The organism is Flavobacterium acetivorans (genome assembly GCF_020911885.1).
GTDB classification, from domain to species: Bacteria; Bacteroidota; Bacteroidia; order Flavobacteriales; family Flavobacteriaceae; genus Flavobacterium; species Flavobacterium acetivorans.
This window is the reverse complement of the sequence record NZ_CP087132.1, coordinates 2,833,484-2,857,501: the sequence shown is the minus strand read 5'-3', so window position 1 is coordinate 2,857,501 and position 24,018 is coordinate 2,833,484. Positions and strand designations below refer to the sequence as shown.

General features: G+C 37.1%; 16 protein-coding genes. 9 read left to right on the top strand and 7 right to left on the bottom strand.

Annotated elements, in window-relative coordinates; translation table 11 throughout:
• Positions 1-340: 340 nt before the first annotated feature.
• The 5 genes from LNP19_RS12430 to LNP19_RS12410 all read left to right on the top strand — a co-directional run bounded on the left by LNP19_RS12430 (position 341) and on the right by LNP19_RS12410 (position 11,061).
• Positions 341-2,026, top strand: coding sequence for a beta-N-acetylhexosaminidase (locus LNP19_RS12430; protein ID WP_230062233.1), 1,686 nt, complete (start codon positions 341-343; stop codon positions 2,024-2,026).
• A gap of 44 nt (positions 2,027-2,070) precedes the next feature.
• A complete protein-coding gene (galA, locus tag LNP19_RS12425; RefSeq protein WP_230062232.1) occupies positions 2,071-4,518 on the top strand; it encodes a beta-galactosidase GalA in 2,448 nt (815 codons plus the stop codon).
• A gap of 2 nt (positions 4,519-4,520) precedes the next feature.
• A complete protein-coding gene (locus LNP19_RS12420) occupies positions 4,521-6,065 on the top strand; it encodes a sulfatase family protein (protein ID WP_230062231.1) in 1,545 nt (514 codons plus the stop codon).
• 888 nt (positions 6,066-6,953) lie between these two features.
• Positions 6,954-9,581 carry a LamG-like jellyroll fold domain-containing protein gene (locus LNP19_RS12415; protein WP_230062230.1) on the top strand — a complete coding sequence of 876 codons (2,628 nt, stop codon included), beginning with the start codon at positions 6,954-6,956 and terminating at the stop codon, positions 9,579-9,581.
• Between the two features lie 469 nt (positions 9,582-10,050).
• Positions 10,051-11,061 carry an LLM class flavin-dependent oxidoreductase gene (locus LNP19_RS12410; RefSeq protein ID WP_230062229.1) on the top strand — a complete coding sequence of 337 codons (1,011 nt, stop codon included), beginning with the start codon at positions 10,051-10,053 and terminating at the stop codon, positions 11,059-11,061.
• An 11-nt stretch (positions 11,062-11,072) separates the two neighbouring features.
• Here the strand turns inward: LNP19_RS12410 and LNP19_RS12405 are convergent, their stop codons facing one another.
• The 3 genes from LNP19_RS12405 to scpC form a co-directional block, all read right to left on the bottom strand.
• Complete coding sequence (locus LNP19_RS12405; protein ID WP_230062228.1) at positions 11,073-12,005, bottom strand: transglutaminase-like domain-containing protein; 933 nt, start codon at positions 12,003-12,005, stop codon at positions 11,073-11,075.
• A gap of 21 nt (positions 12,006-12,026) precedes the next feature.
• A complete protein-coding gene (locus LNP19_RS12400) occupies positions 12,027-12,878 on the bottom strand; it encodes a substrate-binding domain-containing protein (RefSeq protein ID WP_230062227.1) in 852 nt (283 codons plus the stop codon).
• Positions 12,879-13,031: 153 nt separating this feature from the next.
• Entirely contained in the window at positions 13,032-14,552 is a 1,521-nt protein-coding gene (gene scpC, locus LNP19_RS12395) for a succinyl-CoA:acetate CoA-transferase ScpC (protein WP_230062226.1), read from the bottom strand.
• Between the two features lie 163 nt (positions 14,553-14,715).
• On the opposite strand from scpC, the gene LNP19_RS12390 reads away from it, so the two are divergent.
• Positions 14,716-15,534, top strand: a complete 819-nt coding sequence (locus LNP19_RS12390) for a helix-turn-helix transcriptional regulator (RefSeq protein WP_230062225.1) — start codon at positions 14,716-14,718, stop codon at positions 15,532-15,534.
• An 84-nt stretch (positions 15,535-15,618) separates the two neighbouring features.
• Here the strand turns inward: LNP19_RS12390 and LNP19_RS12385 are convergent, their stop codons facing one another.
• The 3 genes from LNP19_RS12385 to LNP19_RS12375 all read right to left on the bottom strand — a co-directional run bounded on the left by LNP19_RS12385 (position 15,619) and on the right by LNP19_RS12375 (position 18,001).
• A complete protein-coding gene (locus LNP19_RS12385; RefSeq protein ID WP_230062224.1) occupies positions 15,619-16,491 on the bottom strand; it encodes a nucleoside phosphorylase in 873 nt (290 codons plus the stop codon).
• A 92-nt stretch (positions 16,492-16,583) separates the two neighbouring features.
• A complete protein-coding gene (locus LNP19_RS12380) occupies positions 16,584-16,913 on the bottom strand; it encodes a translation initiation factor (protein ID WP_230062223.1) in 330 nt (109 codons plus the stop codon).
• A gap of 137 nt (positions 16,914-17,050) precedes the next feature.
• Positions 17,051-18,001 carry an isopenicillin N synthase family dioxygenase gene (locus LNP19_RS12375; protein ID WP_230062222.1) on the bottom strand — a complete coding sequence of 317 codons (951 nt, stop codon included), beginning with the start codon at positions 17,999-18,001 and terminating at the stop codon, positions 17,051-17,053.
• Between the two features lie 172 nt (positions 18,002-18,173).
• Between LNP19_RS12375 and LNP19_RS12370 the strand changes: the two genes are divergently transcribed.
• The 3 genes from LNP19_RS12370 (at position 18,174) to LNP19_RS12360 (ending at position 22,270) form a co-directional block, all read left to right on the top strand.
• Positions 18,174-20,150 (top strand): alpha-ketoacid dehydrogenase subunit alpha/beta, encoded by a 1,977-nt coding sequence (locus tag LNP19_RS12370; protein WP_230062221.1) that lies wholly within the window; start codon positions 18,174-18,176, stop codon positions 20,148-20,150.
• 98 nt (positions 20,151-20,248) lie between these two features.
• A complete protein-coding gene (locus tag LNP19_RS12365) occupies positions 20,249-20,470 on the top strand; it encodes a hypothetical protein (protein WP_230062220.1) in 222 nt (73 codons plus the stop codon).
• A 51-nt stretch (positions 20,471-20,521) separates the two neighbouring features.
• Positions 20,522-22,270, top strand: coding sequence for a DUF885 domain-containing protein (locus LNP19_RS12360; RefSeq protein ID WP_230062219.1), 1,749 nt, complete (start codon positions 20,522-20,524; stop codon positions 22,268-22,270).
• A 59-nt stretch (positions 22,271-22,329) separates the two neighbouring features.
• Here LNP19_RS12360 and LNP19_RS12355 read toward each other — a convergent pair whose 3' ends face one another.
• Complete coding sequence (locus tag LNP19_RS12355) at positions 22,330-23,874, bottom strand: hypothetical protein (protein ID WP_230062218.1); 1,545 nt, start codon at positions 23,872-23,874, stop codon at positions 22,330-22,332.
• Between the last annotated feature and the right edge of the window lie 144 nt (positions 23,875-24,018).

Sequence of the window (24,018 nt, the reverse complement as noted above, 5' to 3'; positions counted from 1 at the left end):
TACTCAATAGTGATCTTCTAAATGGGCTATGTTTTATACGATGCTAATGCAAAATTATTGTTGATGCTTTGGCCTGCTAAGAGTGCTGTTGTACCCCTTTTTTACACCTTAATGGTTTAGTTATCAGTGTTTTTTATTGTTTTTTGTAAGTTAATGTAACTTAAATGTAGGGTCAATGTAACATAGTTGTAACCATTAGAATGCCTTTTTCGCCAGTTCGAATGTTTAACTTTGAAATAGGAGAAGCTTTGCTTTATCTTAAAAAGCAATGAGGAAATTTCACAATGGAAGCCAAGTGAATGCTCTGGACTAAGGAACTATTAATACTAGAACAATAAAGATGAAAATTAATGTAAAAAGAGTGCTCTTGTGCTTTATTTTGGCGATCACTGTCAATGCTTATTCTAAAGAACTCCCTTTTGGAGAGAAAGAAAATAGTTTTAATCCCAAGGATCCAAGCGGGAAGCTAAAGATTATTCCGGAACCGGTGCAGATGCAGCTTTTTGAAGGAAGTTTTTCGATAGCTCCTTCGGTTCAGATCTATTTCAGTTCAAAGCAGCCGGAACTCTCCAAACAAGCAAAATTTCTGTCTAGTGCGATCGAATCTTTATCGGGAGCCAAATTAAAAATAAGCAATAAAGCAGCAAAGACTTCAATCAAACTAATGATTTCAAAGTCGGAAGGAATCGGAAAAGAAGGCTATAATCTAACGGTTACCGAAAAGGGAATTGTGATTTCGGCCAATACCGAAAAGGGAATTTTTTATGGGATTCAGACTTTGTTGCAGACCTTGCCGGCAATTCGAACCAATGAAGCTTTAAAAGTTTCTTGTCTTAAAATTACCGATTATCCTCGCTTTCAATGGCGCGGGATGATGCTGGATGTAAGCCGTCATTTTTTCTCGGCAGAGGCAGTAAAGAATTATATTGATTTATTAGCCGCTTATAAAATGAATGTTTTTCACTGGCATTTGGCAGATGCCGAGGGTTGGAGATTGGAAATAAAAAAATACCCTAAACTGACTTCGGTAGGGGCTTGGAGGAAAGAGATTCCGGGAAGTATTTTCTATAAAGTCGATCAGAGCTTAACAGGAGAACCCTTTTCTTATGGGGGCTATTATACCCAAGAGCAAGTGAAGGAAATTGTGGCCTATGCCGCGGCAAGAAATGTGACGGTAGTGCCGGAAATTGAGATGCCAGGACATTCAGATGCAGCCCTGGCTGCCTATCCGGAATTGGGCTGTACAGGAAATCCGCAAGAGGTGAGAAGATCCCAAGGCCCCCTTCCGGGCGCCGAAGCTAATTTTTGTGCCGGAAAGGAACAAAGCTTTACCTTCCTGCAGGACGTATTGCAAGAAGTAATGCAACTTTTCCCATCCACTTATATTCATATCGGGGGCGACGAAGTAGATAAAAAATGTTGGGAGAACTGTGCTTTATGCCAACAAAGGATGAAAACAGAAGGGCTGCAAAACGTAAAGGAATTGCAAAGTTATTTCATAAAAAGAATAGGCAAGTTCATAACAGCCAAAGGCAGAAAAATGATTGGATGGGATGAAATACTCGAAGGAGGATTAGCACCTAATGCTACAGTAATGAGCTGGCGTGGGGAGAAAGGCGGAATTGAAGCGGCCAAACTCCAGCACGATGTAATAATGACACCCTCTAGGGTACTTTATTTTAATAGATATCAGGCCGATACCCTGGCTGTTCAACAACCACTTGCTGCAAAATTCACAATTAATACGCTACAGAAAGTATACGATTACGAACCGATACCAAAGGAATTAACAGCTGCCGAGTCCCGTTTTGTACTGGGATCTCAGGGCTGTATTTGGACCGAATTTATTTCTTCAGTGCCTCATCTACAACAAATGACCATGCCGCGCATGCTGGCCTTGTCAGAAGTTTTATGGTCGCCTCTAGAGAACAAGAATTGGAACAAATTCAAAAGCAAGGCGCATTCGCATTCAAAAAGGCTGGGAGATCTGGGGGTTGTCGTATTTACATCAGAACTGAATCCTTAAGATTTAATTTGGAAAAATAACTAAAACTATATATTAAATAAAACATGACTATTTCATTAAAAAAAGACTACCGATTGCTACTTTGGGGATGGATATTAGCCCTGTCAGTGCATACTATTTCTGCCCAGCAAAGCAGTACTTCACAATCGAGACAAGCAGTTTCCTTAAATAAAAACTGGAAATTCCATTTGGGAAGTGCCAATAATCCGGCTAAAGATTTTGATTATGGGATTGTTCGTAATTTTACAATCGCCGGTGGTGGTGGCGGGGCTGTAAGTCCAAAATTTGACGATAGCAAATGGCGCACGGTAAATGTGCCTCATGATTGGGCAGTTGAACTTCCTTTTGAATACCATAAACATTTTGACGTTCAAAGTCATGGTTACAGACCTGTTGGTGGTTTTTACCCGGAGAACAGCGTGGGCTGGTACAGAAAGCGTTTTAATGTAGATAAAGAAAAAGAAGGACAACGTTTTGTACTTCGATTTGAAGGGGTGTACCGCGATTTTAAATTATGGGTGAATAACAATTACATTGGAGGCAATTTTGGTGGCTATACCGAAAGCTCTTTCGATATCACAGATTTTATCGAATTTGATAAAGAGAACTTAATCGTTCTTCGCGTTGATGCGACTCAGTATGAAGGCTGGTTTTATGAAGGAGCGGGTATCTATAGAAATGTAGCTTTAGAAACTTTTACTCCCGTTCACATACCGGAATACGGCGTTTATGTGTATGCGAAAGTAGAGAAATCACAAGCAAAAGTAATTGCTCAAACAACAGTAAAAAATCAAGAAGGTAAAACTGCAGAATGTACGGTATCTTCTTATGTGATGGATGCCAAAGGGACAAAAGTTACCCCAACTAGAACAGAGAAATTAAAGATAAAAAACAACGAAACCCAACAAGTTGAACAGAATTTTTCTATCAAAAATCCGCTATTGTGGGGTCTTAACACGCCTAATTTATATCGATTAGTATCGATCGTAAAAAAAGATGGGAAAATAATTGATACTCTTTCAACAGAATTTGGAGTTCGAACTTTTGATTATAACGCTACTACAGGATTTTCTCTAAACGGAGAATCGATGAAGATAAAAGGGATGTGTGTGCATCAGGATCACGCAGGCGTTGGATCGGCCGTGCCGGATGCTTTAGTATTTTACAGAATAAAACTTCTAAAAGAAATGGGAGTCAATGCCTACCGTTGCAGTCATAATCCGCCTTCAAAATCAGTTTTGGAAGCCTGTGATAAGCTGGGTATGATGGTGATGGATGAAATTCGCGTAATTGGTACCGGAAAAGAATATTACGAGCAATTTGAAAAATTGATTTTAAGAGACCGCAACCACGCCAGCATCATGCTTTGGAGCCTTGGAAACGAGGAAACAGGAGTTCAAAACACCGATTTGGGCAGACGCATGGCGCATACCTTGGTACAACGTCAAAGAGAATTAGATCCTTCACGTTTGAGTACGTATGGTGGAAATAACGGAATCAATTTCAAAGGAATCAACCAGGAAATGGATGTGAGAGGTTTTAACTACCACATCAAAGAATTAGACGATTACCACAAAGAACATCCTACACAACCGATGGTTTTTAGCGAGGTGTCTTCTATGGTAAGCTCCAGAGGAATGTATGCCAAAGATTCGATAAAAGGCTATCTTCCGGATTATGATATGAACAAACCGGGCTGGGGACAAAGAGCCGAAGAATGGTGGAAGTTTACCGTGGACAGACCTTGGCTGATGGGCGGTTTTGTTTGGACCGGTTTTGATTACCGTGGGGAACCAACTCCCTTTACTTGGCCGAATGTTAATTCCCATTTTGGGATAATGGATGTTTGCGGATTCCCTAAAAACACCTACTATTACTACCAAAGCTGGTGGACGGATAAAGACGTTATCAAAATTTATCCGCACTGGAACGGCCACAAAGCGGGAGATAAGGTAAATGTATGGTGCAATACTAATGCCGATGAAGTGGAACTGTTTTTAAATGGTAAAAGCTTAGGTAAGAAAACCATGCCACGCAACAGCCATTTAGAATGGGACGTTATTTACGAGCCGGGCAAATTAGAAGCAGTTGGCTTGAAAAATGGCAAAATAATCCGCACCGCTGTCGAAACCACTACAGCCCCATACCAAATTGTCTTGACTCCGGACCGCCAAGCTATAAAGGCTGACGGAAATGATGTCTCGGTTATCAATGTAAGCGTTCTGGACAAACAAGGCAGAGAGATTCCTGATGCGATGAATTTGATTCAATTTAACTTAAAAGGCAATGCTACTGTCTTAGGGGTGGGTAATGGCGATCCAAGCTCACACGAAGCTGATAAATGCATGGACGGCAACTGGAAGCGTTCTTTATTTAATGGAAAATGCCAAATCATTTTGCAGTCTATGGATAAAGAAGGTGAATTTAACCTTACAGCCGCAGCCGAAGGGGTGCAAGCGGCAGCCGTTTCAATAACGATGAAAAATAAATAGAAATGAAAAGATTTAATATACCAGCAATAGTGCTTGCCTTATCCTGTAGTTTTTGCGTTCAGCTATCGGCCCAAAATAAGACAGCAAAAAGACCCAATATTGTCATTATCATTTCGGATGACCATGCCTTTCAGGCCATTGGGGCCTATGGCAATACCATGAAACCAACGCCCAATATTGACCGTATTGCCCGCGAAGGGGTTCTGTTCAATAAAGGCTATGTGACCAATTCGATTTGCGGACCGAGCCGCGCGGTGATTCTAACGGGCAAATACAGCCATAAAAACGGATTTAAAGACAATGAAAATTCGCGTTTTGACGGAAGTCAGGATAGCTTTATCAAGCAACTAAAAGGCTCCGGCTATGAAACGGCTTGGATTGGAAAATGGCATCTGGAAACAGACCCCCAAGGTTTTGATTATTGGCAAATTTTACCCGGGCAAGGCCAGTACTACAATCCGGATTTCCACATGATGGACGGTACTAAAAAACGCACCGAAGGCTATGTCTCGGATATAGTCGAAGATGTTTCCGAAAATTGGTTGGACAATCGAGACAAAGACAAACCTTTTTGTCTGGTTATAGGACATAAAGCCACTCACCGTACTTGGATACCGGATACTCAGGATATGGGGAAATTTGACGATGTTACTTTTCCTTTGCCTCATAATTTCTATGATGCTTACAAAAATCGGGAAGCGGCCAAAGTGCAGGATATGTCTATTGCCGAAACCATGGTGATGGGATATGATCTTAAAGTTTTTGAGGACGAAGCCGCCGCTAATCAGGAAGGAACGGTTTCCAGAATGAATGCCGAGCAGCGTAAAAAGTTTGACGCCTATTATTTGCCCATAGCAGCCGATTTGAAAGCTCGTAATTTAAAAGGAAAAGAATTGACCGAATGGAAATTTCAGCGCTACATGCGCGATTATTTGAGTACGGCAGTTTCATTAGACCGAAACATTGGCCGCACCTTGGATTATTTGGATAAAAATAATTTGACAGAGAATACCATCGTGATTTATATGTCGGATCAGGGGTTTTATTTGGGGGAACACGGCTGGTTTGACAAGCGTTTTATTTATGAGGAATCCTTCAGAACCCCCATGGTGATGCGTTATCCGGGAGTGATTAAGCCCGGAACAGTGTCCAATGATTTGGTGATGAACCTGGATATTGCTCCTACAATGCTTGATGCGGCCGGAGTGGCCATCCCGAAAGACGAACAGGGACAGTCGTTTTTGCCGTTACTTAAAGATAAAAAAGCCAAAGGACGTGAGGCCATCTATTATCATTACTATGAAAACGGCGAACATGCCGTATCACCGCATTTTGGGGTAAGAACCAAACGATACAAGCTGGTGCGTTTTTACAAAAGAGTGAGTTCTTGGGAATTGTATGATTTAAAGAAAGATCCCAACGAAATGAATAATTTATATGGGAAAAAAGGGTTTGAAAAAATCACCGCTCAGATGAAAGTGGAACTCAACAAACTGATTGCGCAATACGACGATCAGGATGCCAGAAAGATCTTGACGGCGAATTAAGTTCGATTTTAGAAGTGAAATTATTTTTAATGCCAATCAAGGCTTGAAAGTCATGATTGTTTATGATAATTAATTAGCTCCAGAGGAGCGAAATGTTTATAGAATTTAAGATTTGTGTAAAAGTTCCGGAGGGACGGTATATAAATTCAAGCGTTGATTCGCATTTTAGGTGATGTTCTCATGATAGTTAATTAGTCATAAATAGGTCGCTCCGATGGAGCTTTGAATCAATTCAATTATACTTTCTATAGCTATTTCGCTGCTGACGGAGCTTTACCGTTGGAGCTTTATTCATTATAAGCTCCAGAGGAGCGAAATGTTTATAGAATTTAAGATTTGAGAAAAAGTCCCAGAGGTACGCTATTTTGCTCCTAACAGAGCTTTATTATATGACTTTATATTCATTATAAGCTCCAGAGGAGCGAAATGTTTATAGAATTTAAGATTTGAGAAAAAGTCCCAGAGGTACACTATTTTGCTCCTAACAGAGCTTTATTATATGACTTTATATTCATTATAAGCTCCAGAGGAGCGAAATGTTTATAGAATTTAAGATTTTTGTAAAAGTTCCGGAGGGACGGTATATAAATTCAAGCGTTGATTCGCATTTTAGGTGATGTTCTCATGATAGTTAATTAGTCATAAATAGGTCGCTCCACTGGAGCTTTGAATCAATTCAATTATACTTTCTATAGCTATTTCGCTCCTAACGGAGCTTTACCGTTGGAGCTTTATTCATTATAAGCTCCAGAGGAGCGAAATGTTTATAGAATTTTACCAAGAGGACTATAATAGCAAGCTCGCCTTTGCAAACACCAATAAAGTATAGCGTCCCGAATAGAAAGAGCAGAACCATAAAAGAACTACTAACAAATAAAATTGATTTTGATGAAAAAAGTGCTACTTATTGCTTTCTTACTGATGATTAATCCCTTGCTAAAAAGTCAGACGATCAACCAGAGTATCTCCTTTTCGGGTACTGCAAACAGCTTAGCTTCCTTTGGTAATATCAACGAATTAAACGGAGTCAGTCAATTCTCTTTTGAAGCTTGGGTGTATATCAATCAGTGGAATGAAAATAGTTATATTTTTCGAAAAACAGCTTCTACAACCAGCAGAATTGATCTTCAGTTAGGGCCTGTAGCGACTAAGAGATTGTATTTTCATGTGGCCAACGGAGCGAATACTTATGCTGCTCTTGATAATTCAGCGATTAATGTGGGGCAATGGAATCATATTGTAATGGCTTATGATGGTACGAAGTCTGCTTATAATAGGATTCGCATTTATATAAACGGTACTCAGGCGACAACGGGTATTTGGTATTCTTCCGGGAATGGATTGCTTGCTGCAACGACTCCTGTCACTACAGCTGATTTTGAACTGGGAAAAAACTTTAATGGTAAGATTGACGAGGTGAAACTTTGGAATCATGCCCTAACAGCATCAGATATTGATAGGAAGAACACGATTAATAAATACCATCCTTTGTATGCCAATCTGATTTCCTATTGGAAGATGGACAAAAACGCTACATCCGTAATTGATACAAAAAACAATTATAAGGGTACGCTCTCAAGTGCTTCATTTTCTCCGGTTACGGATAATAACACATTCAAATATAAGATTGTCAGTAGTTATATACGGTCTAATTTTTACGAAAGCGGCCAAATCAGTGAGGAGTATATTCGAAACAATAATGATATAATATATATGGCAGCTAGTCCGTATGCCAATGGGGATTTGTTCTTTGATTTCCCCGTCAATGATGGGGTATTAAATAATGCCGCTTATATGTCAGGTTTTGATTCCAGAAATGGCCTGATGGATTTTTCGGGTACCGCTGCTTCAATGAATTGTGGTAGTGATTTGCTCAATAAAGCGAATGGAGGGGCAACGGCTTTTTCTTTTGCAACATGGGTCTATATTGACCAATGGGTGGAGAACAGCAGTATTTTTAGAAAATACGAATCGGCAACTAAAAATTTTGATTTGCAGCTAGGGGCGGCAGCCACAAATCAATTGATCTTTCACCTTTCAAATGGGGCAGATAATTATGTGACGGCAGAGAATTCAGGAATTGCCACAGGGGGATGGCACCATGTTGCTGTAACTTATTCAGGGAATACTTGCGCCTATCAACAGCTCAAACTCTATGTTGATGGAATTGCTGTCCCAATAGCATATAAAAACGGGGATGGTTTACTGTCCACAACGGGGCCCTTTATCAGATCAAATTTTGAATTAGGAGTAAACTTTGACGGTAAACTCGATGAAACCAGTGTCAGTCAAATAAGCCTGAGTAGCAGCGAAATTAATGCATTGATGAACAATCAAATCGTGGTAGACACCTGGAATGAAACAAAAACGACTGCTTACTGGAAATACGATGATGCCTCAAAACCGGAAAAGGATTCCAGAACATGGCTTAGTGTTTTAGAAGGCCTGAAACAAACAATGACGGGATATGATGGAGCAGAAATTCGTCTGGGAATTATTGGTGGAGATTGGAAAACCATGATAAAGACAGAGCCTGCTAGAATTAATTTTGCCAATAAGGTCAAAAGCATTGTAGAAACCTATGGTTTTGATGGAGTCGATTTGGATTTTGAATGGTGTACCACCACACAGGAATGGTCTGATTATAGCGCTACTATAGTGACGTTGAATAGCATTTTGTCTCCAACTTCTAATTTTAGTGTAACCTTACATCCTTTGTACTATAAAATCAGCCCGACTGCAATAGCAGCACTTGATTATATATCGATTCAGTCTTATGGACCAAGCCCCGACCGTTATCCATACAATGAATTTGTAAACAATGTGGATGCCATGCTGGCTTATGGCTTTCCTGCTCAAAAACTCATCATGGGATTGCCATTCTATGGCGTAACTACTGATAATTCCAAAATTACGGTCAGTTATAAAGGGATTGTAAATAAATACCCCACACTTGACCCCCTATCAGATCAAGCAAATATGGATGTGAATGTAACGACAGGGAATGGTTGCGGAGCAACTGGAGAGCTACAGTCCAAAAGCATCACTTATAATGGACAGCAAACCATCATCAATAAAACAAAATTGGTAAGCGACAGGGAATTGGCTGGTGTGATGTATTGGGATATGGCAACTGATGTCGATTATACAAACCAATTATCCCTTCTAAGAGCTTTAAATAGTGTAATGAATGCAAATGTCGAACAAATTCCATTAGAAGGCGTATCCAGTCGCAATACGAAGGCATTAAAATCCGAAGAGAATAGGATTCCGGTACATTCAGATTTTTGGGTTTATCCAAACCCTGCCAAAAATAGTTTCACCGCCGAAGTAGCAACAGAACAAAAAGGAAATATCAAAATATTTAGCGTTACAGGTCAAGAATTATTCACTAAATCCCTGAGCAATCAGCAGAAATTAGACATCAATATCAGTAATTTTAAACCGGGTTTGTATATGGTGAAATTTTTTGATGAAAAAGGAACAGCTAAGTCAGCCAAACTTATAATTAACTAGCACGGAGTACAATGTATAAGGATAACTTGTTCAAGCTTTTTTATTCGATACTAAAATAATAGTTTTTAGGCTAGTCAAAGTATCGGCTACCCCAAAAAAAACAGCATAGCTATAACAGAGATAGTATACAAATACGGCATGGATATATCAGCTACCCAAAAAAATAGGCATAACTATAGGTCTTGTATAGCAATAACAGGATTTATTTAATAAGCGGTATAGATTTTAGGAGGAGTCATAATTATTTCAGGACAGGACATATAGCATAGATATAGTACTGATATAGCATAGATATAGTACTAATATAGTATGGATAAAGCATAGATAGTGTATGGATAAAGCATAGATAGTGTATGAACTGGGAATCAATGGTGCTGGCCTTATTTTAACTTCCTATTAGTAGTTGATAAGGCCAAAACCAAGAATACAATCCTTATTTTTGCAGTTCTAAAATGGGATCACTTACAAGATGAATACAAACAAACTGCATCAAACAAGAATATCGGCGCTAGACCTTGCAATAGTAAGGGATGGAGGAACTGCATCTGAAACTTTTAAAAACAGTGTCAATCTGGCCCAACAGCTGGAAAAATGGGGTTATCATAGATTCTGGTTAGCCGAACATCACAATATGCCCGGAATTGCCAGTAGCGCCACTTCAATATTGATTGCTCATATTGCGGCGGCCACCAAGACTTTAAGAATAGGATCCGGAGGAATTATGCTTCCTAATCACGCTCCTCTAATTATTGCAGAACAGTTTGGAACCTTAGCCACTCTTTTTCCAAACCGAATCGATCTGGGCTTGGGACGTGCCCCTGGAACCGATCAGTTTACCGCCTCGGCCTTGAGAAGGGATGAACATGCCGCGATGGAATTCCCCGCCAATGTACAAGAATTACAACTTTATTTATCAGAAGGGAATAAAAACGGACGAGTTCGAGCCATTCCGGGAGAAGGCTTAAACATCCCAATATGGATTTTAGGCTCCAGCACCGATAGCGCTTACTTAGCCGCTTCCTTGGGACTGCCTTATGCTTTTGCCAGTCATTTTGCACCGGCACAACTTCATACTGCCATAGCCATATACCGCAATAATTTTAAACCATCAACCTATTTAAAAGAGCCTTATGTGATCGCTTGTGTAAATGTGATTGCCGCCGATACAGACAAGGAAGCCCAGAGACTGGCCACTTCTTTCAAGAAATTATTCCTTGGAATCATCACAGGAAACAGACAACAGCTTAAAGAACCTGTAAATCCCGATGAGGATTTTATGGATCCAATGGAAGAGGCTGCTTTACAACAAATGATTGCTTACACTTTTATAGGCGGACCAGAGAAACTAAAAAAAGAATTGGAACAATTCCTGGAGCATACTAAAGTGGACGAACTAATGGTAGCCTCAGCTATTTATGAGCATCAAGCAAGACTTCGTTCGTACGAAATTTTGGCAGAAATAAAAAAAGAAACGCTTTAGATCTAACTGATTTAATTAAGAGTCAAGGCTCCTAGGATCTCTTCGGATAAAAAGGGACCACCGGGATATTTAGCCGTATAATCCAGATTAAGCCATACCTGACCGCGTTCATCAATATGATAATGCAGTTGTTTTTTATGGCTTTCTTTCACAAACAAGATGTTTTTAATCAAATAATTGACGGTTTCAAGGTCGTTTAGCGTTCCTATCAATATTTCAGGGTAAATGTGTCCTTTAGTATGAATCAATCTTGGCGTCCCGCCAATGGCTCTAACAGCCGCTGCCATCAAGATCGAATGATCGTCGCAATCTCCCGAAAAATATTCCAAAGATTCACTTGCAGTGGCGATATAATCTCCATCTTTTGGATCGCTGACATAGTTCCAACGGCGGTTGATTTCCTTAAAAACAGCAAAACATTGGATAATAGTTCTGTAATCCGAATAGCCTTTGACGTTCTTGAAATGCTTTGACGTGGCCATGATAGCAAAATTTCTTACCTTAGGATTCTTATACTCAATGGCGCTAACAATCTTTGATTTATTGGGAAAAGGAAGCAACTTAGCAATGATAATATCCTGTGGATTCGGATTATCTGACATGGTGTACATCATCGAATTATAATCCTCAAAAACACTTTCAAATCCGTAATTGCCAAAAACAGTTCCATAAAACAACACCAAAACATACAAAATAATGCAAATGATTATGATGGTTCGCAACAAACGCAGTATTAATTGAATAATGACGATAATTGCAAGAAAGAGCAATATGCGGTCAAGATTCAAAGGCCAGTTAAGTTCAATTAAATTTTGATGGGCTATAATAAAAACAGGAATGGCAATCAAAATGTTTAAAACAAAGATAATGACATCATCCCAGGGTTTTTTCACCTGAAAGCGTTGTTTAAAACCCTGAAAAGAAATTTGTTTTATTTTTATCATACCGACGATAAAAACAGTAATCTAGACTGTTCTTACAATTTCATCAAAAGTACCTATTTTATCTATAATTTTCAGTTGAAATAATTGATTTTGGACATCATTTAGTGTTTTTTGCGATAATTGTTTTTCAGACCACTCGGTTAAAGACAGCCATTCTTGTATGTCTTCGAGCTTTTGATTGTAATTAGAGGCCAAAGTTTTATCGATAGCTGTTACCGCTTTAAAACTTTTTGTTGTTTCATTAATAATGTGTAACAGTTTCGAAATAATTTCGGGATTCTTTTCTAAAACTGCATCGCGAACAGCAATAACAAAACAAGGCCAAGGAGTTGGACAATCAGCTACTTTTCTAAAAATTCCCTGATCTACCAAAGGTTTCGTCATAAAACGTTCCCACATAAAATAATCGGCTGTTTTGTTTGCCAAGGCATCGACTGCTCCATCAATGGTATTGACAATTTCAAATTGTAATTTATCCGCTTGCCATCCTTGATTGTCGGCATTAACATAGGCCATCAGTTGAGAACCGGAACCCAAACGGGAAATGGCCGCTTTTTTGTTTTCCAAATCCCCTAAAGTATAATAATCTGATTTTGCAGCAACGTGAATTCCCCATATCAAAGGCGATGCAACGTAAACCTGGACAATTTTACTCGGATTTCCGGCAACGATATCTTTTATGATTCCTTCTGTTAGAATTACTGCTACATCAGTTTCACCCGAGCGCAGCATCTGGCACATTTTTCCAGTTCCTTCGGGAACATCCGTCCATTGCAAATCAATATTTTCTTTTTCGAATGTGCCATTTTCAATGGCTAAGTGCCAAGGCAGATTAAAATGTTCCGGTACACCGGCTATTTTTAGTATTTTCATCTTTATGAATTTGATGCTAAAGGTACTAACAGAAAATTAGAATGAGTCAAAAAAAAGGAGTCAAATTTTGTTTTTTGAACTATTCCAAAAATAAAAAGCTTTCTTTGAAATAGTTAGTTTCAAAGAAAGCTTTTAACACAAATGGAAAAATTATTAGATCATTTCCTCAAGCTGGCATTCACTTTTCATACTTTTGTTTTCGGTAAAACGACTGTGCCATGAGAGTGCCTCACTCAAAATGTGTGGAGTATGACCGCCTAAAGCTTGAGCTCTATTGCAATAATCTTCAAGTTGCTCTTTATAATCAGGATGTACACAGTTTTTAATAATAACTCTGGCACGTTCAACAGGTGCTAAACCTCTTAAATCGGCCAAACCCTGTTCGGTTACTAAAATATCTACATCATGCTCTGTGTGGTCTACATGCGAAACCATCGGCAGAACGTGTGAAATAGCATTATTTTCTTTTGAAGCTGATTGCGTAACAAAAACACTTAGATAAGCATTTCGAGCAAAATCTCCGGAGCCACCAATTCCATTCATCATTTTTGTACCAGAAATATGGGTTGAGTTAACGTTTCCGTAGATGTCAAATTCAATTGCAGTATTAATTGCGATTATTCCCAAACGTCTAATCACTTCGGCAGCATTACTGATATTTTGTGGCCTTAATATCATTTTGTCTTTATAGAAGGAAAAATTATTCATTATTTTTGAATAACAATCTTTTGAAACCGTAATCGAAGAAGCGGAAGCAAATGTCATTTTTCCGGAATCAATAAGGTCAAAAGTACTGTCTTGTAAAACCTCTGAATACATGCTTAAGTTTTCGAATTTACTATTTATAAAGCCTGAAAGTACCGCATTTGCAACTTTTCCAATTCCGGCTTGTAAGGGCAGTAATGAATTTGAAAGCCTTCCTGAGGCCACTTCTTTTTCAAAAAATTGTAAAAGATGATGGGCAATTGCAGTGGTTTTTTCATCAGCAGCGGCAATGTCAGCAGGGCTGTCTTGAGCTTCCGTAAATACAATTCCAATTACTTTAGCAGGATCAATAGAGATGTATTCACTTCCAATTCGAGTATCAACTTTAGTTATTGGAATGATTTGCTTGTTGGGATATTCTTTTTGAAGAAATACATCGTGAATACCTTTGAGCTCGACAGGAAATGAGGTGTTAATCTCGATTATAATTTTATCAGCCAAGGCAGCAAAAGTTGCTGAGTTTCCAATTGATGTCGAGGGAATTATATTTCCATTTTCGTCCACTTCTGAAGCTTCAATTATTGCGATATCCATTTTAGGAAGGTGTCCATTTTGTAGTAGTTCAGCCGTTTCACTTAGATGTTGATCTATATATAAAACCTCATTATTATTAATGTGCTTTCTTAAAGTTGCATCTGCTTGAAAAGGCATTCTTTTAAACAAGGCTCCACAGCTAGCTAAATCAGCATCTGTTGTATGGCCTAAAGAAGCTCCAGAGATGAGTGTTATGGAGATGTTTTCTAAAGCAGCTCTTTTTGCAAATGCAGGCAAAACAGATTTGCTATCTCCTGCTTTTGTAAAACCACTTGTGCCAACGACATCATTATTATTTATTAATTTTGAAGCTGTTTCAGCTGAAATTATCCTATCTTTATATCTTTCAAAAAGTAATCTGTTAGTCTCTGTCATATTAAATTTTTATTATAAATAAGCCTATATATTGGTAATTTATTAAAATAAGTGTTTTGTTTTTGAGATATGGTAAATTTAATTCACTAAATTAATTTTTTTTTTACCTTGTCGGATTATTCAATAAAGACAAAAAAATATTCGTTTAAGACAACTTAAAATCATGCTGCAAGAAAAATATTATTTATCTGAAGTTGACGCAAATGAGAGCAGTATTTATTGTCATCATGACCTAATGGGAGAGTCGTTTATAGAAACTCATTTTCATAAAAAAGCTCAATTTCTTTATACTGAAGGTGGTATTGTTTATGTTAAAACAACAACTAAAACTTATTTTCTCCCTGCACGACATTGCATGTGGATTCCTGCGGGGGTAGAACATAGTATTCATCCTAGTTCTCCTGACGTACTTATGCGAAATTTATATTTTCCTGTAGATAAAACGGAAGATGAGTTTTATAAAAAGGAAGGAATCTACCCGGTCAACGATCTTGTTTTAAATTTAATGTTGTTCACCAATCGGTGGAATGGTCATATTTTAAAAAGTGATAAAAAACGATTTACAATAGCTAAGGCTTTTAAATTGTTGCTTCCTGAAATTTTTAAAGTAAATTTAAGTCTTTCTCTTCCTTTCGCAAAAGAAGCTCGGTTGCAAAGGATTATCGAGTATATGTCTGTTCATTTAGATCAAGTGATACTTTTTTCTGAACTTTCAGAACAATTTGGTTTTAGTGAGCGTTCATTGCATCGTTTGTTTCAAAAAGATTTAGGAATGTCTTTTATGCAATTTTATACCATTCAGCGAATGCTAAAAGCCATTGAATTGATTATTGAAAAAAAACTTCCCATTAATGAAGTAGCCATGAAAGTGGGTTATACTAGCGTGCCCACTTTTTCAAATACCTTTTATAAACTATTAAGTCAACGCCCATCTGATTATTTGAATGGAATTGAAATATTCAAGAAAAAGAAAACGGATTGATTGTAATTATTAAAAGTTAAACAACACTCTTTGTAAGAACTAAATTCCCAAAAGAAGTGCCGTTTAACTTTTATAAAATTTGAATTATTGACTTATTAATTTGTTTAAAGTATAAGCAATCAATTCATCAACGGCTTTATAAGGATCTTCGCTGAAAGTCCCCGAAGCACGATTAGCAATAATAGCATTCAAAGAAAGAGCATTATGTCCTAAAAGCGCCGAAAGTCCATAAATGGCAGCGGTTTCCATCTCAAGATTAGTGATTCTATTGTCTTCAAAAGTAAAATTATCCATTTTAGAATTCAAAGATTCGTCTTGAATATTCAACCTCAAAACGCGACCTTGGGGACCGTAAAACCCACCTGCTGTTGCCGTAATTCCTTTGTGCATGCGATCGCTTTCGATGATTTTCTCCAGTTTTTCAGAGCAGGAAACAACATAAGGTTTTCCTTTGCGTAAATCCCAATTAGTATGCGCAATAAAAGCTTCTTCGATGGCAGTATTTGAAACTTCGTCAATCAAGTAGGAGCGAAGCATGTTGTCGAGTCCGAGTCCAAATTTTGACATCACAAAGCTATCCACCGGTATATCGGCTTGCAAGGAACCTGAAGTCCCGATACGGATAATATTCAAAGAGGTCAGTTTCTCTTTTGGTTTTCTAGTTTCTAAGTCGATGTTAACCAAGGCATCCAATTCGTTGAGAACAATGTCAATATTATCAGGACCAATTCCCGTTGACATCACGCTAATTCTTTTGCCTTTGAACAGACCGGTTTGTGTTTTAAATTCTCTCTTTTGCATGGAAAATTCAATACTATCAAAGGCCTGTGTTATTTTTTCGACGCGATTTTGATCCCCCACAAAGATAATATCATGGGCGATGTGTTCCGGTTTCAGATTAAGATGGTAAACGCTTCCGTCCGGGTTTAGTATTAATTCAGATGATTTTATGGCCATTTTTTTTAGGTTTAACCGCAAAGTTCACAAGGTTTTTCGTAAAGTTTACAAGATTTTTATTAGTTTTTGATTCTTGTTTTAGATCTAAGATCTTAACCTCCAACACGTTTTACTTTAAAGCCTTTTGCTTTAAGAATTTCCATGATTTTATCGCGATAATCTCCTTGAATAATGATCGCATCATCCTTAAAAGTTCCACCTACACTCAATTTGGTTTTTATTTCTTTGGCGAGAATTTTAAAATCTTCATCACTGCCTTCATAACCTTCAATTATTGTTGTGGCTTTGCCTTTTCGTTTTTCAAATTTGCAAATCATAGGTTCTTTTTGAACGTATAATTCGTGGGCAACCTTTTCTACCGCTTCTTCGGGAGCTGGCTCGTGGTCAGGAAAAAGGTTTTTTAATTGGTCTTGTAAGTCCATATTTTATGTTTTATTAATCCGTGTTCTAATTTTTTTAAACTCAAAACGGAATTCTCAAGTATTACAATGTTAAACATAAAGAAAAAAGACATTAAGTAAACTCAATGTCTTTTTATTACTAGAAGTAAAATTAAGGATTATTTTTTAATCAATCCCAAATCTACTAAGCGTTCATATAAATATTCTCCCGCTGTAATATCTTCAAATTGTTTTGGGTGTTCAGCATCAATGCAGTTTTCTAAACAATTCAACGGCATATCACTTACCGGATGCATGAAGAACGGAACAGAATATCTTGAAGTTCCCCACAATTCCCTCGGTGGATTAACCACTTGATGGATAGTCGATTTCAATTTGTTATTCGTATGACGCGATAACATATCACCCACATTGATCACTAATTCATCTGGTTCAGCAATAGCATCAATCCATTCTCCATTATGGTTTTGAACCTGTAATCCTTTGCCTTGAGCACCCATCAATAAGGTAATCAGGTTGATGTCACCATGAGCGGCAGCACGAATCGCATTCTCCGGTTCAGATGTAATAGGCGGGTAATGAATTGGTCTTAAAATCGAATTTCCGTCTTTGGCAAAATTGTCAAAATAGAATTCGTCTAGACCCAATCGCAATGCTAAAGCTCTCAAAACATAAACACCAGTTTTCTCCAGCATTTGGTAGGCTTCTTTGCCTACAGCATTAAAATGTGGTAATTCTTTAACTTCAACGTTTTCAGGGTATTCAGAGGCGTATTTTGAACCTTCGCTAACATACTGTCCAAAATGCCAAAACTCCTTCAAGTCGCCTTCTTTTCTCCCTTTGGCATGTTCAGTTCCAAAGGACACATAGCCTCTTTGACCACCGATACCTGGAATCTCATAACTGCGCTTAGTTTCTAATGGTAAAGCGAAAAACTGTCTAATTTCGCCATACAATTCTTCAACCAATTGATCATTTAAAAAATGACCTTTTAGTGCCACGAAGCCAATATCTTCAAATGCACTTCCGATTTCATTTACAAATTTTTGTTTACGTTTCGGGTCGTCCGAAAGGAAATCACGCAAGTCAACACTAGGAATGTTTTGCATACTGTTAAATGTTTTTTAATAACTTACAAGGCTTTAAAGACCTTGATGATACAAATGTATTGATTAATTTTAAATTTGAATTTTAAAACAGAAAACAAAATAAAAATATATAACAATTTTAAGTCATGCTGTTGTATTTTCTTTATTTTTGATACAACCAAAACACCAAAAAATGAATTTTGACAAGAAAAATCTATCCAACGAACTTTTATTAGACTTATATAGAAAAATACTAAAGCCCAGATTGGTAGAAGAAAAAATGTTAATTCTCATTCGGCAAGGAAAAGTAAGCAAGTGGTTTTCCGGTATAGGTCAAGAAGCGATAGCTGTAGGGGTAACCGCCGCTTTAGATGCTGATGAATACATCTTGCCGATGCACCGAAACTTAGGAGTTTTTACCGCAAGAGATATTCCTTTGTACCGCCTTTTTTCACAATGGCAAGGGAAAGCTAATGGTTTTACTAAAGGCCGTGATCGCAGTTTTCATTTTGGATCCCAAGAATATAAGATTATTGGGATGATTTCGCATCTTGGTCCTCAATTAGGCGTGGCCGACGGAATTGCATTAGCTAATAAATTAAAAGAAAACGGAAAAGTTACCGCTGTTTTTACTGGAGAAGGAGCCACCAGCGAAGGAGATTTTCACGAAGCCTTGAATATTGCTTCGGTTTGGGAATTGCCCGTTTTGTTTATTATTGAAAATAATGGATACGGACTCTCAACACCTACAAACGAGCAATACCGATGCGAAAACCTTGCCGATAAAGGAATTGGTTACGGTATGGAAAGCCATATTGTTGACGGTAATAATATCTTGGAAGTGTATACTCTTTTAACCGAATTGAAAGCATCCTTGAATAAGAACCCGCGTCCTGTTCTCTTAGAGTTTAAAACCTTTAGAATGCGCGGACATGAAGAGGCGAGTGGTACAAAGTATGTCCCTCAAGAGTTGATGGATTTATGGGCAGCAAAAGATCCGGTGGAGAACTACAGGAAATATTTATCTGAAAATGGAATCCTGACTGCTGATTATGACGCCGCTCTACAAGATGAAATAAAAAAAGAAATTGAACAAGGCTGGGCATTAGTCAATGCAGAATCTGAAATTAAATCGACTTATACAGATGAGTTAAATGATGTGTACAAAGATTTTGTATATGAAGAAGTTACCCATTCAGAAGAAGTAGAAAACATTCGTTTTATCGATGCCATATCCCAAAGTTTAAAACAATCGATGGAAAGGTTTCCTAAGTCGGTTATTATGGGCCAAGACATTGCCGAATATGGAGGTGCTTTCAAAATCACCGATGGTTTTGTGGCTCAGTTTGGTAAAGATCGAGTTCGGAATACGCCTATTTGTGAAAGCGCTGTGGTTTCGGCAGCAATGGGATTATCAATCAACGGATACAAGGCGATTGTAGAAATGCAATTTGCTGATTTTGTCTCTACCGGCTTTAATCCCATTGTCAATTTATTGGCCAAATCGCATTACCGTTGGTTGGAAAACGCCGATGTGGTGGTGCGTATGCCTTGCGGAGCGGGAACGCAAGCGGGACCTTTTCATTCGCAAACCAATGAAGCTTGGTTTACCAAAACTCCAGGGCTAAAAGTGGTTTATCCCGCCTTTCCTTATGATGCCAAAGGTTTATTGAACACATCGATTAATGATCCAAATCCGGTGCTGTTTTTTGAACACAAACAATTATACAGAAGCGTTTATCAAGATGTACCAAAGGATTATTATACGATTCCTTTAGGAAAAGCCACCTTATTGAAAGAAGGAACGGCTGTCACTATTATTTCGTTTGGTGCCGCAGTACATTGGGCTTTAGATACCTTATCAAAAAATCCCGAGATTTCAGCAGATTTATTGGATTTAAGAACGCTACAACCCTTGGATACTGAAGCGATTTATGCCTCGGTAAAGAAAACCGGAAGAGCAATTATTTATCAGGAAGACTCCATGTTTGGAGGTATAGCCAGCGATATTTCGGCAATGATCATGGAGAATTGTTTCGAATATCTTGACGCTCCGGTGAAACGTGTGGCGAGTTTAGATAGTCCGATTCCGTTTACAAAAGCCTTAGAAGATCAATATTTACCCAAAGGAAGGTTTGAAAAGGAATTGAAAGATTTATTGGCTTATTGATTATAGTGATTCTTAAATTTTACAAAGAACTATATTATAATTTGTGGCTTATGGATGCATAATCTATTTTTGAGCATTCTAAAAAAGATAAAATTCTGATGAAACCCTTAAGAGAAAAATTACTTATAAAAGACGCCACAATCAATAAAGTACAGTTTGATACCGAATGGTTTTTTAGTCTTGAGGACATGGCTTTTTATTTAAAAGAAGATCTTTCGGAAGTGGAATTTGTTCATTTGCCAATGCGTATTAACGGGGAAGAAGAGTTGGTGAAATGTGCTACTTTTGAGGATATTCTTAGGGGACGAAAAGAATTATGAAAGGTTTGTGCTCTTTTTTATACCTTTAAAAGCTCAAAAACAATTTATAATATGAAAAAAATATTCCTTTGTCTGCTAACGCTAACAGTATTGGTTTCCTGCAATAAAAAAGCGGAAAAAGTAGATGTTAAAGCTTTAAATGAAAAATTTGACAAATACAAAGAAGGTTTTGTAACGGATCTTTGGAGTCTTTATCCAGACTGGGCTGCAAGTCAAGGTTACCATAAACTAGACAGTGTGTTAGTGATTTCCGATTTGGCTTATAAGAAAAGACAATTGGATTTTGCTCATGCCCAATTGGATTCTTTGGAACAATATGCGATAGAAAACCTGACAGACAACAACAAAACAGATCTCTACATGATTCAAAATCTGTTGAAGAGTTCGATTTTTAGCATAGATAAAATGAAATCCTACGAGTGGAATCCTTCTGAATATAATGTTTGCGGTTCATTTGCAGAGATTCTGAACGGGAATTACGATGCTTTAGACAATCGTTTACAAAACTTTAGTATCAAAATGAATACTATTCCGGCTTATTATGAAGCTGCTAAAAAGAATATCAAAAATCCAACTTTGGAACATACGGCTTTAGCAATTGATCAAAATTTGGGAGGAATATCCGTTTTTGAAAAAGATCTACAAGACGCTTTAAGTAAAAGTAGATTACCGGAATCAGAAAAGAAAACCATCCGAGAAAAGGCTAAAATTGCTGTTAAGGCTATTACAGCTTATGCCAATTGGTTGAAGGAATTAGATAATAAAACGCCGCGTTCTTTTAGACTGGGCGCCACTTTATATGCCGAAAAATTTGATCTGGATATTCAATCCAGTTATAGTTCAGACGTAATTTTTCAAAAAGCAATCAATCATAAGAAAGAATTGCATGAAAAAATGTTTGTTTTGGCAGATAAATTATGGTCAAAATATATGAAATCTACAGCAAAACCATCAGATAAACTGGAACTGATTAAAATGGTAATTGATAAGATTTCGTTGCAACACACAACACCAGAAAAATTCCAATCGGAGATCGAAAAACAAATCCCGGAGCTGGTAGCCTATGTAAAGGAGAAAGATTTACTTTATATTGATCCTTCAAAACCTTTAGTAGTGCGTAAAGAGCCGGCTTATATGGCAGGTGTTGCAGGAGCATCCATTTCGGCACCGGGTCCCTATGACAAGAATGCCAATACTTATTATAATGTAGGAAGTATGGCGGGATGGTCAGCCGAGAATGCAGAAAGTTATTTAAGAGAATACAACGATTACATCTTACAAATATTGAATATCCACGAAGCGATTCCGGGACATTATACCCAGTTAGTTTACAGTAATCAATCCCCAAGTATCATCAAAGCCATTCTAGGCAATGGTGCTATGGTTGAAGGTTGGGCAGTTTATACTGAGCAAATGATGCTGGAAAGTGGCTATAAAAATTCGGATGAAATGTGGTTGATGTATTACAAATGGAATTTAAGAACGACTTGTAACGCCATTTTAGATTACAGTGTACATGTCAAGAACATGAGTAAGGAAGCCGCTTTGGATTTATTGATTAGAGAAGCATTTCAACAACAGGCAGAAGCCGAAGGCAAATGGAAACGCGTTACCTTATCTCAAGTACAGCTGTCATCCTATTTTACAGGTTACATAGAAATATATGAGTTAAGAGAAATACTTAAAAAGGAGCAGGGAGCAAAATTCAAATTGAAAGAGTTTCATGAAAAGTTTCTAAGCTATGGTAGTGCACCAGTAAAATACATCAAGGAATTGATGTTGAAAGAGGTTAAAAAATAGACAAAGAGTAATAAAAAAAGGAGGTCCGCAATGGCCTCCTTTTTTGATCTACAGCATATTTATCGGTTGATTTGTTTTGCTTTTTCCTTAATAATATCGCTGATTTTTCTATTTTCAATTTTACTTTCCAGCCAAGAAATAATATCTAAATATAGAAAAGCTCTCTTTTCGTAAGTGTTTTTTTCCAATTCGATAAACCGCGCTCTCATTTTTACAAACTCTTTTTTGATATCACTCGGATAAATGGAGTTTAAGTTTTTCAAAAAGCGAATGATTTCTTTTTGCACTTCATGCAAGTCATTCATTTTGATTAGAAACTTATAAGTATTTTTCAATTGGTTTTCTAAGTAATAATCTTTTCCTAATTCATAATGGGCAATCAAGCAAAGGATTCTGGAGAAACACATAAGGTCTTCGCGCATCGAAAGATTCTTGTTGTTGATGATTTTTTCTAAATAAAATATAGATTCTTCATATTTTTCTACGCCAAAATAAATAGAAGCAAACTTGTAATAAAACAACATTTCATGGTGTTCATCAAGATGCTCGCTATGTAGTTTTATTTTGTTTAAAATAACAGGAATCAAATATTCACTTTCATCAAAAGTACCTTCCAAAATATGGAAATTCAATTTGTTATTGTATAAATACAAAAAAGATAACGAAGCCACATTGTCATTTACCGGAAAATGAGGATCATCGATTGTTTCTTCTAATAATTCCAGGTAATTCTTGAATTTTGTTTTGTACTTCAACATAAATAAAGACTCCAGAAGATAATGATTTCCTTTTAAGAAAAACACCGGATTCAAATAAATCATATTTTTGTTAGCATAAAAAAGAGTAACCCATTTATTGGCATATTTGTAACAGGCCAAAAAATCCTGTACTAAAAAACTGCGCCAAAGATTAGCATTGTAAAACCAGTATTTTTCCCTAAAACCGAATTTTGCTTCATCTAATTTTGAAATGTGTTTCTTGAAGTAATTGTTTATGTATTTATATTCTTCATCATTCTTTACATAACCTGTTTTGAGCATAATTCCATACAATTGTAGGGATAAATTAGACAGTTTGCTGGAAATAGTATTCTGATAATTCAATTCTTTGGCTTGAATTACCAGTTCATCAGCGCGTCCTTGAATACTTCTGGTGATGTATTGGGACTCAATTAGTTTTTCAAATTCAACAATCTCATAGGCCATGTTCTTCTCGTCATGCTCTAATGCTTGAATTTTTGTTTTGTCCAATATTTTCAAACTCTGCCTGTACAATCCTTTGTTGTATAGAATTGTGGCAAAATCTATTTGTTCCCTTAGTTGGTAACGAACATTTTGACTGGGAATATTCAATCGAATGCTAACCAAAATCTGTTTGTATAAATACGACTTTAAGTTAGATAATTGTACTTTTTTAATGATACCACTTTTCAAAATAAGTTTCTCATCATAAGCCTCTGATTTGTCTAAAATATTAAATAATTCAATAAATTTTGTATTCGAACTGGTCTCAAGTCGGCTTGCAAAAATCTTAAATTGTCTTTTTTCTGATTTTGACAAAGACTTTATTAATACAAATAAAAAATCTTTTTGATGGTTAGCCATTGTAAATTAAAATATAGTAACTAGCTTGTTTACAGGTAGTTAAGGTGTTTTTGTTAGTTTTATAAGTAGTATATTTCACTAAAAGCTGTTTTATAATAAAGTAAGTGAAATCTATTTTTGTTCTCGAGATGTGAAATTACATTA

Coding starts and splice junctions, on each gene's coding strand:
- LNP19_RS12430 (WP_230062233.1), top strand. CDS start 341: ATGAAAATTAATGTAAAAAGAGTGCTCTTGTGCTTTATTTTGGCGATC.
- galA (WP_230062232.1), top strand. CDS start 2,071: ATGACTATTTCATTAAAAAAAGACTACCGATTGCTACTTTGGGGATGG.
- LNP19_RS12420 (WP_230062231.1), top strand. CDS start 4,521: ATGAAAAGATTTAATATACCAGCAATAGTGCTTGCCTTATCCTGTAGT.
- LNP19_RS12415 (WP_230062230.1), top strand. CDS start 6,954: ATGAAAAAAGTGCTACTTATTGCTTTCTTACTGATGATTAATCCCTTG.
- LNP19_RS12410 (WP_230062229.1), top strand. CDS start 10,051: ATGAATACAAACAAACTGCATCAAACAAGAATATCGGCGCTAGACCTT.
- LNP19_RS12405 (WP_230062228.1), bottom strand. CDS start 12,005: ATGATAAAAATAAAACAAATTTCTTTTCAGGGTTTTAAACAACGCTTT.
- LNP19_RS12400 (WP_230062227.1), bottom strand. CDS start 12,878: ATGAAAATACTAAAAATAGCCGGTGTACCGGAACATTTTAATCTGCCT.
- scpC (WP_230062226.1), bottom strand. CDS start 14,552: ATGACAGAGACTAACAGATTACTTTTTGAAAGATATAAAGATAGGATA.
- LNP19_RS12390 (WP_230062225.1), top strand. CDS start 14,716: ATGCTGCAAGAAAAATATTATTTATCTGAAGTTGACGCAAATGAGAGC.
- LNP19_RS12385 (WP_230062224.1), bottom strand. CDS start 16,491: ATGGCCATAAAATCATCTGAATTAATACTAAACCCGGACGGAAGCGTT.
- LNP19_RS12380 (WP_230062223.1), bottom strand. CDS start 16,913: ATGGACTTACAAGACCAATTAAAAAACCTTTTTCCTGACCACGAGCCA.
- LNP19_RS12375 (WP_230062222.1), bottom strand. CDS start 18,001: ATGCAAAACATTCCTAGTGTTGACTTGCGTGATTTCCTTTCGGACGAC.
- LNP19_RS12370 (WP_230062221.1), top strand. CDS start 18,174: ATGAATTTTGACAAGAAAAATCTATCCAACGAACTTTTATTAGACTTA.
- LNP19_RS12365 (WP_230062220.1), top strand. CDS start 20,249: ATGAAACCCTTAAGAGAAAAATTACTTATAAAAGACGCCACAATCAAT.
- LNP19_RS12360 (WP_230062219.1), top strand. CDS start 20,522: ATGAAAAAAATATTCCTTTGTCTGCTAACGCTAACAGTATTGGTTTCC.
- LNP19_RS12355 (WP_230062218.1), bottom strand. CDS start 23,874: ATGGCTAACCATCAAAAAGATTTTTTATTTGTATTAATAAAGTCTTTG.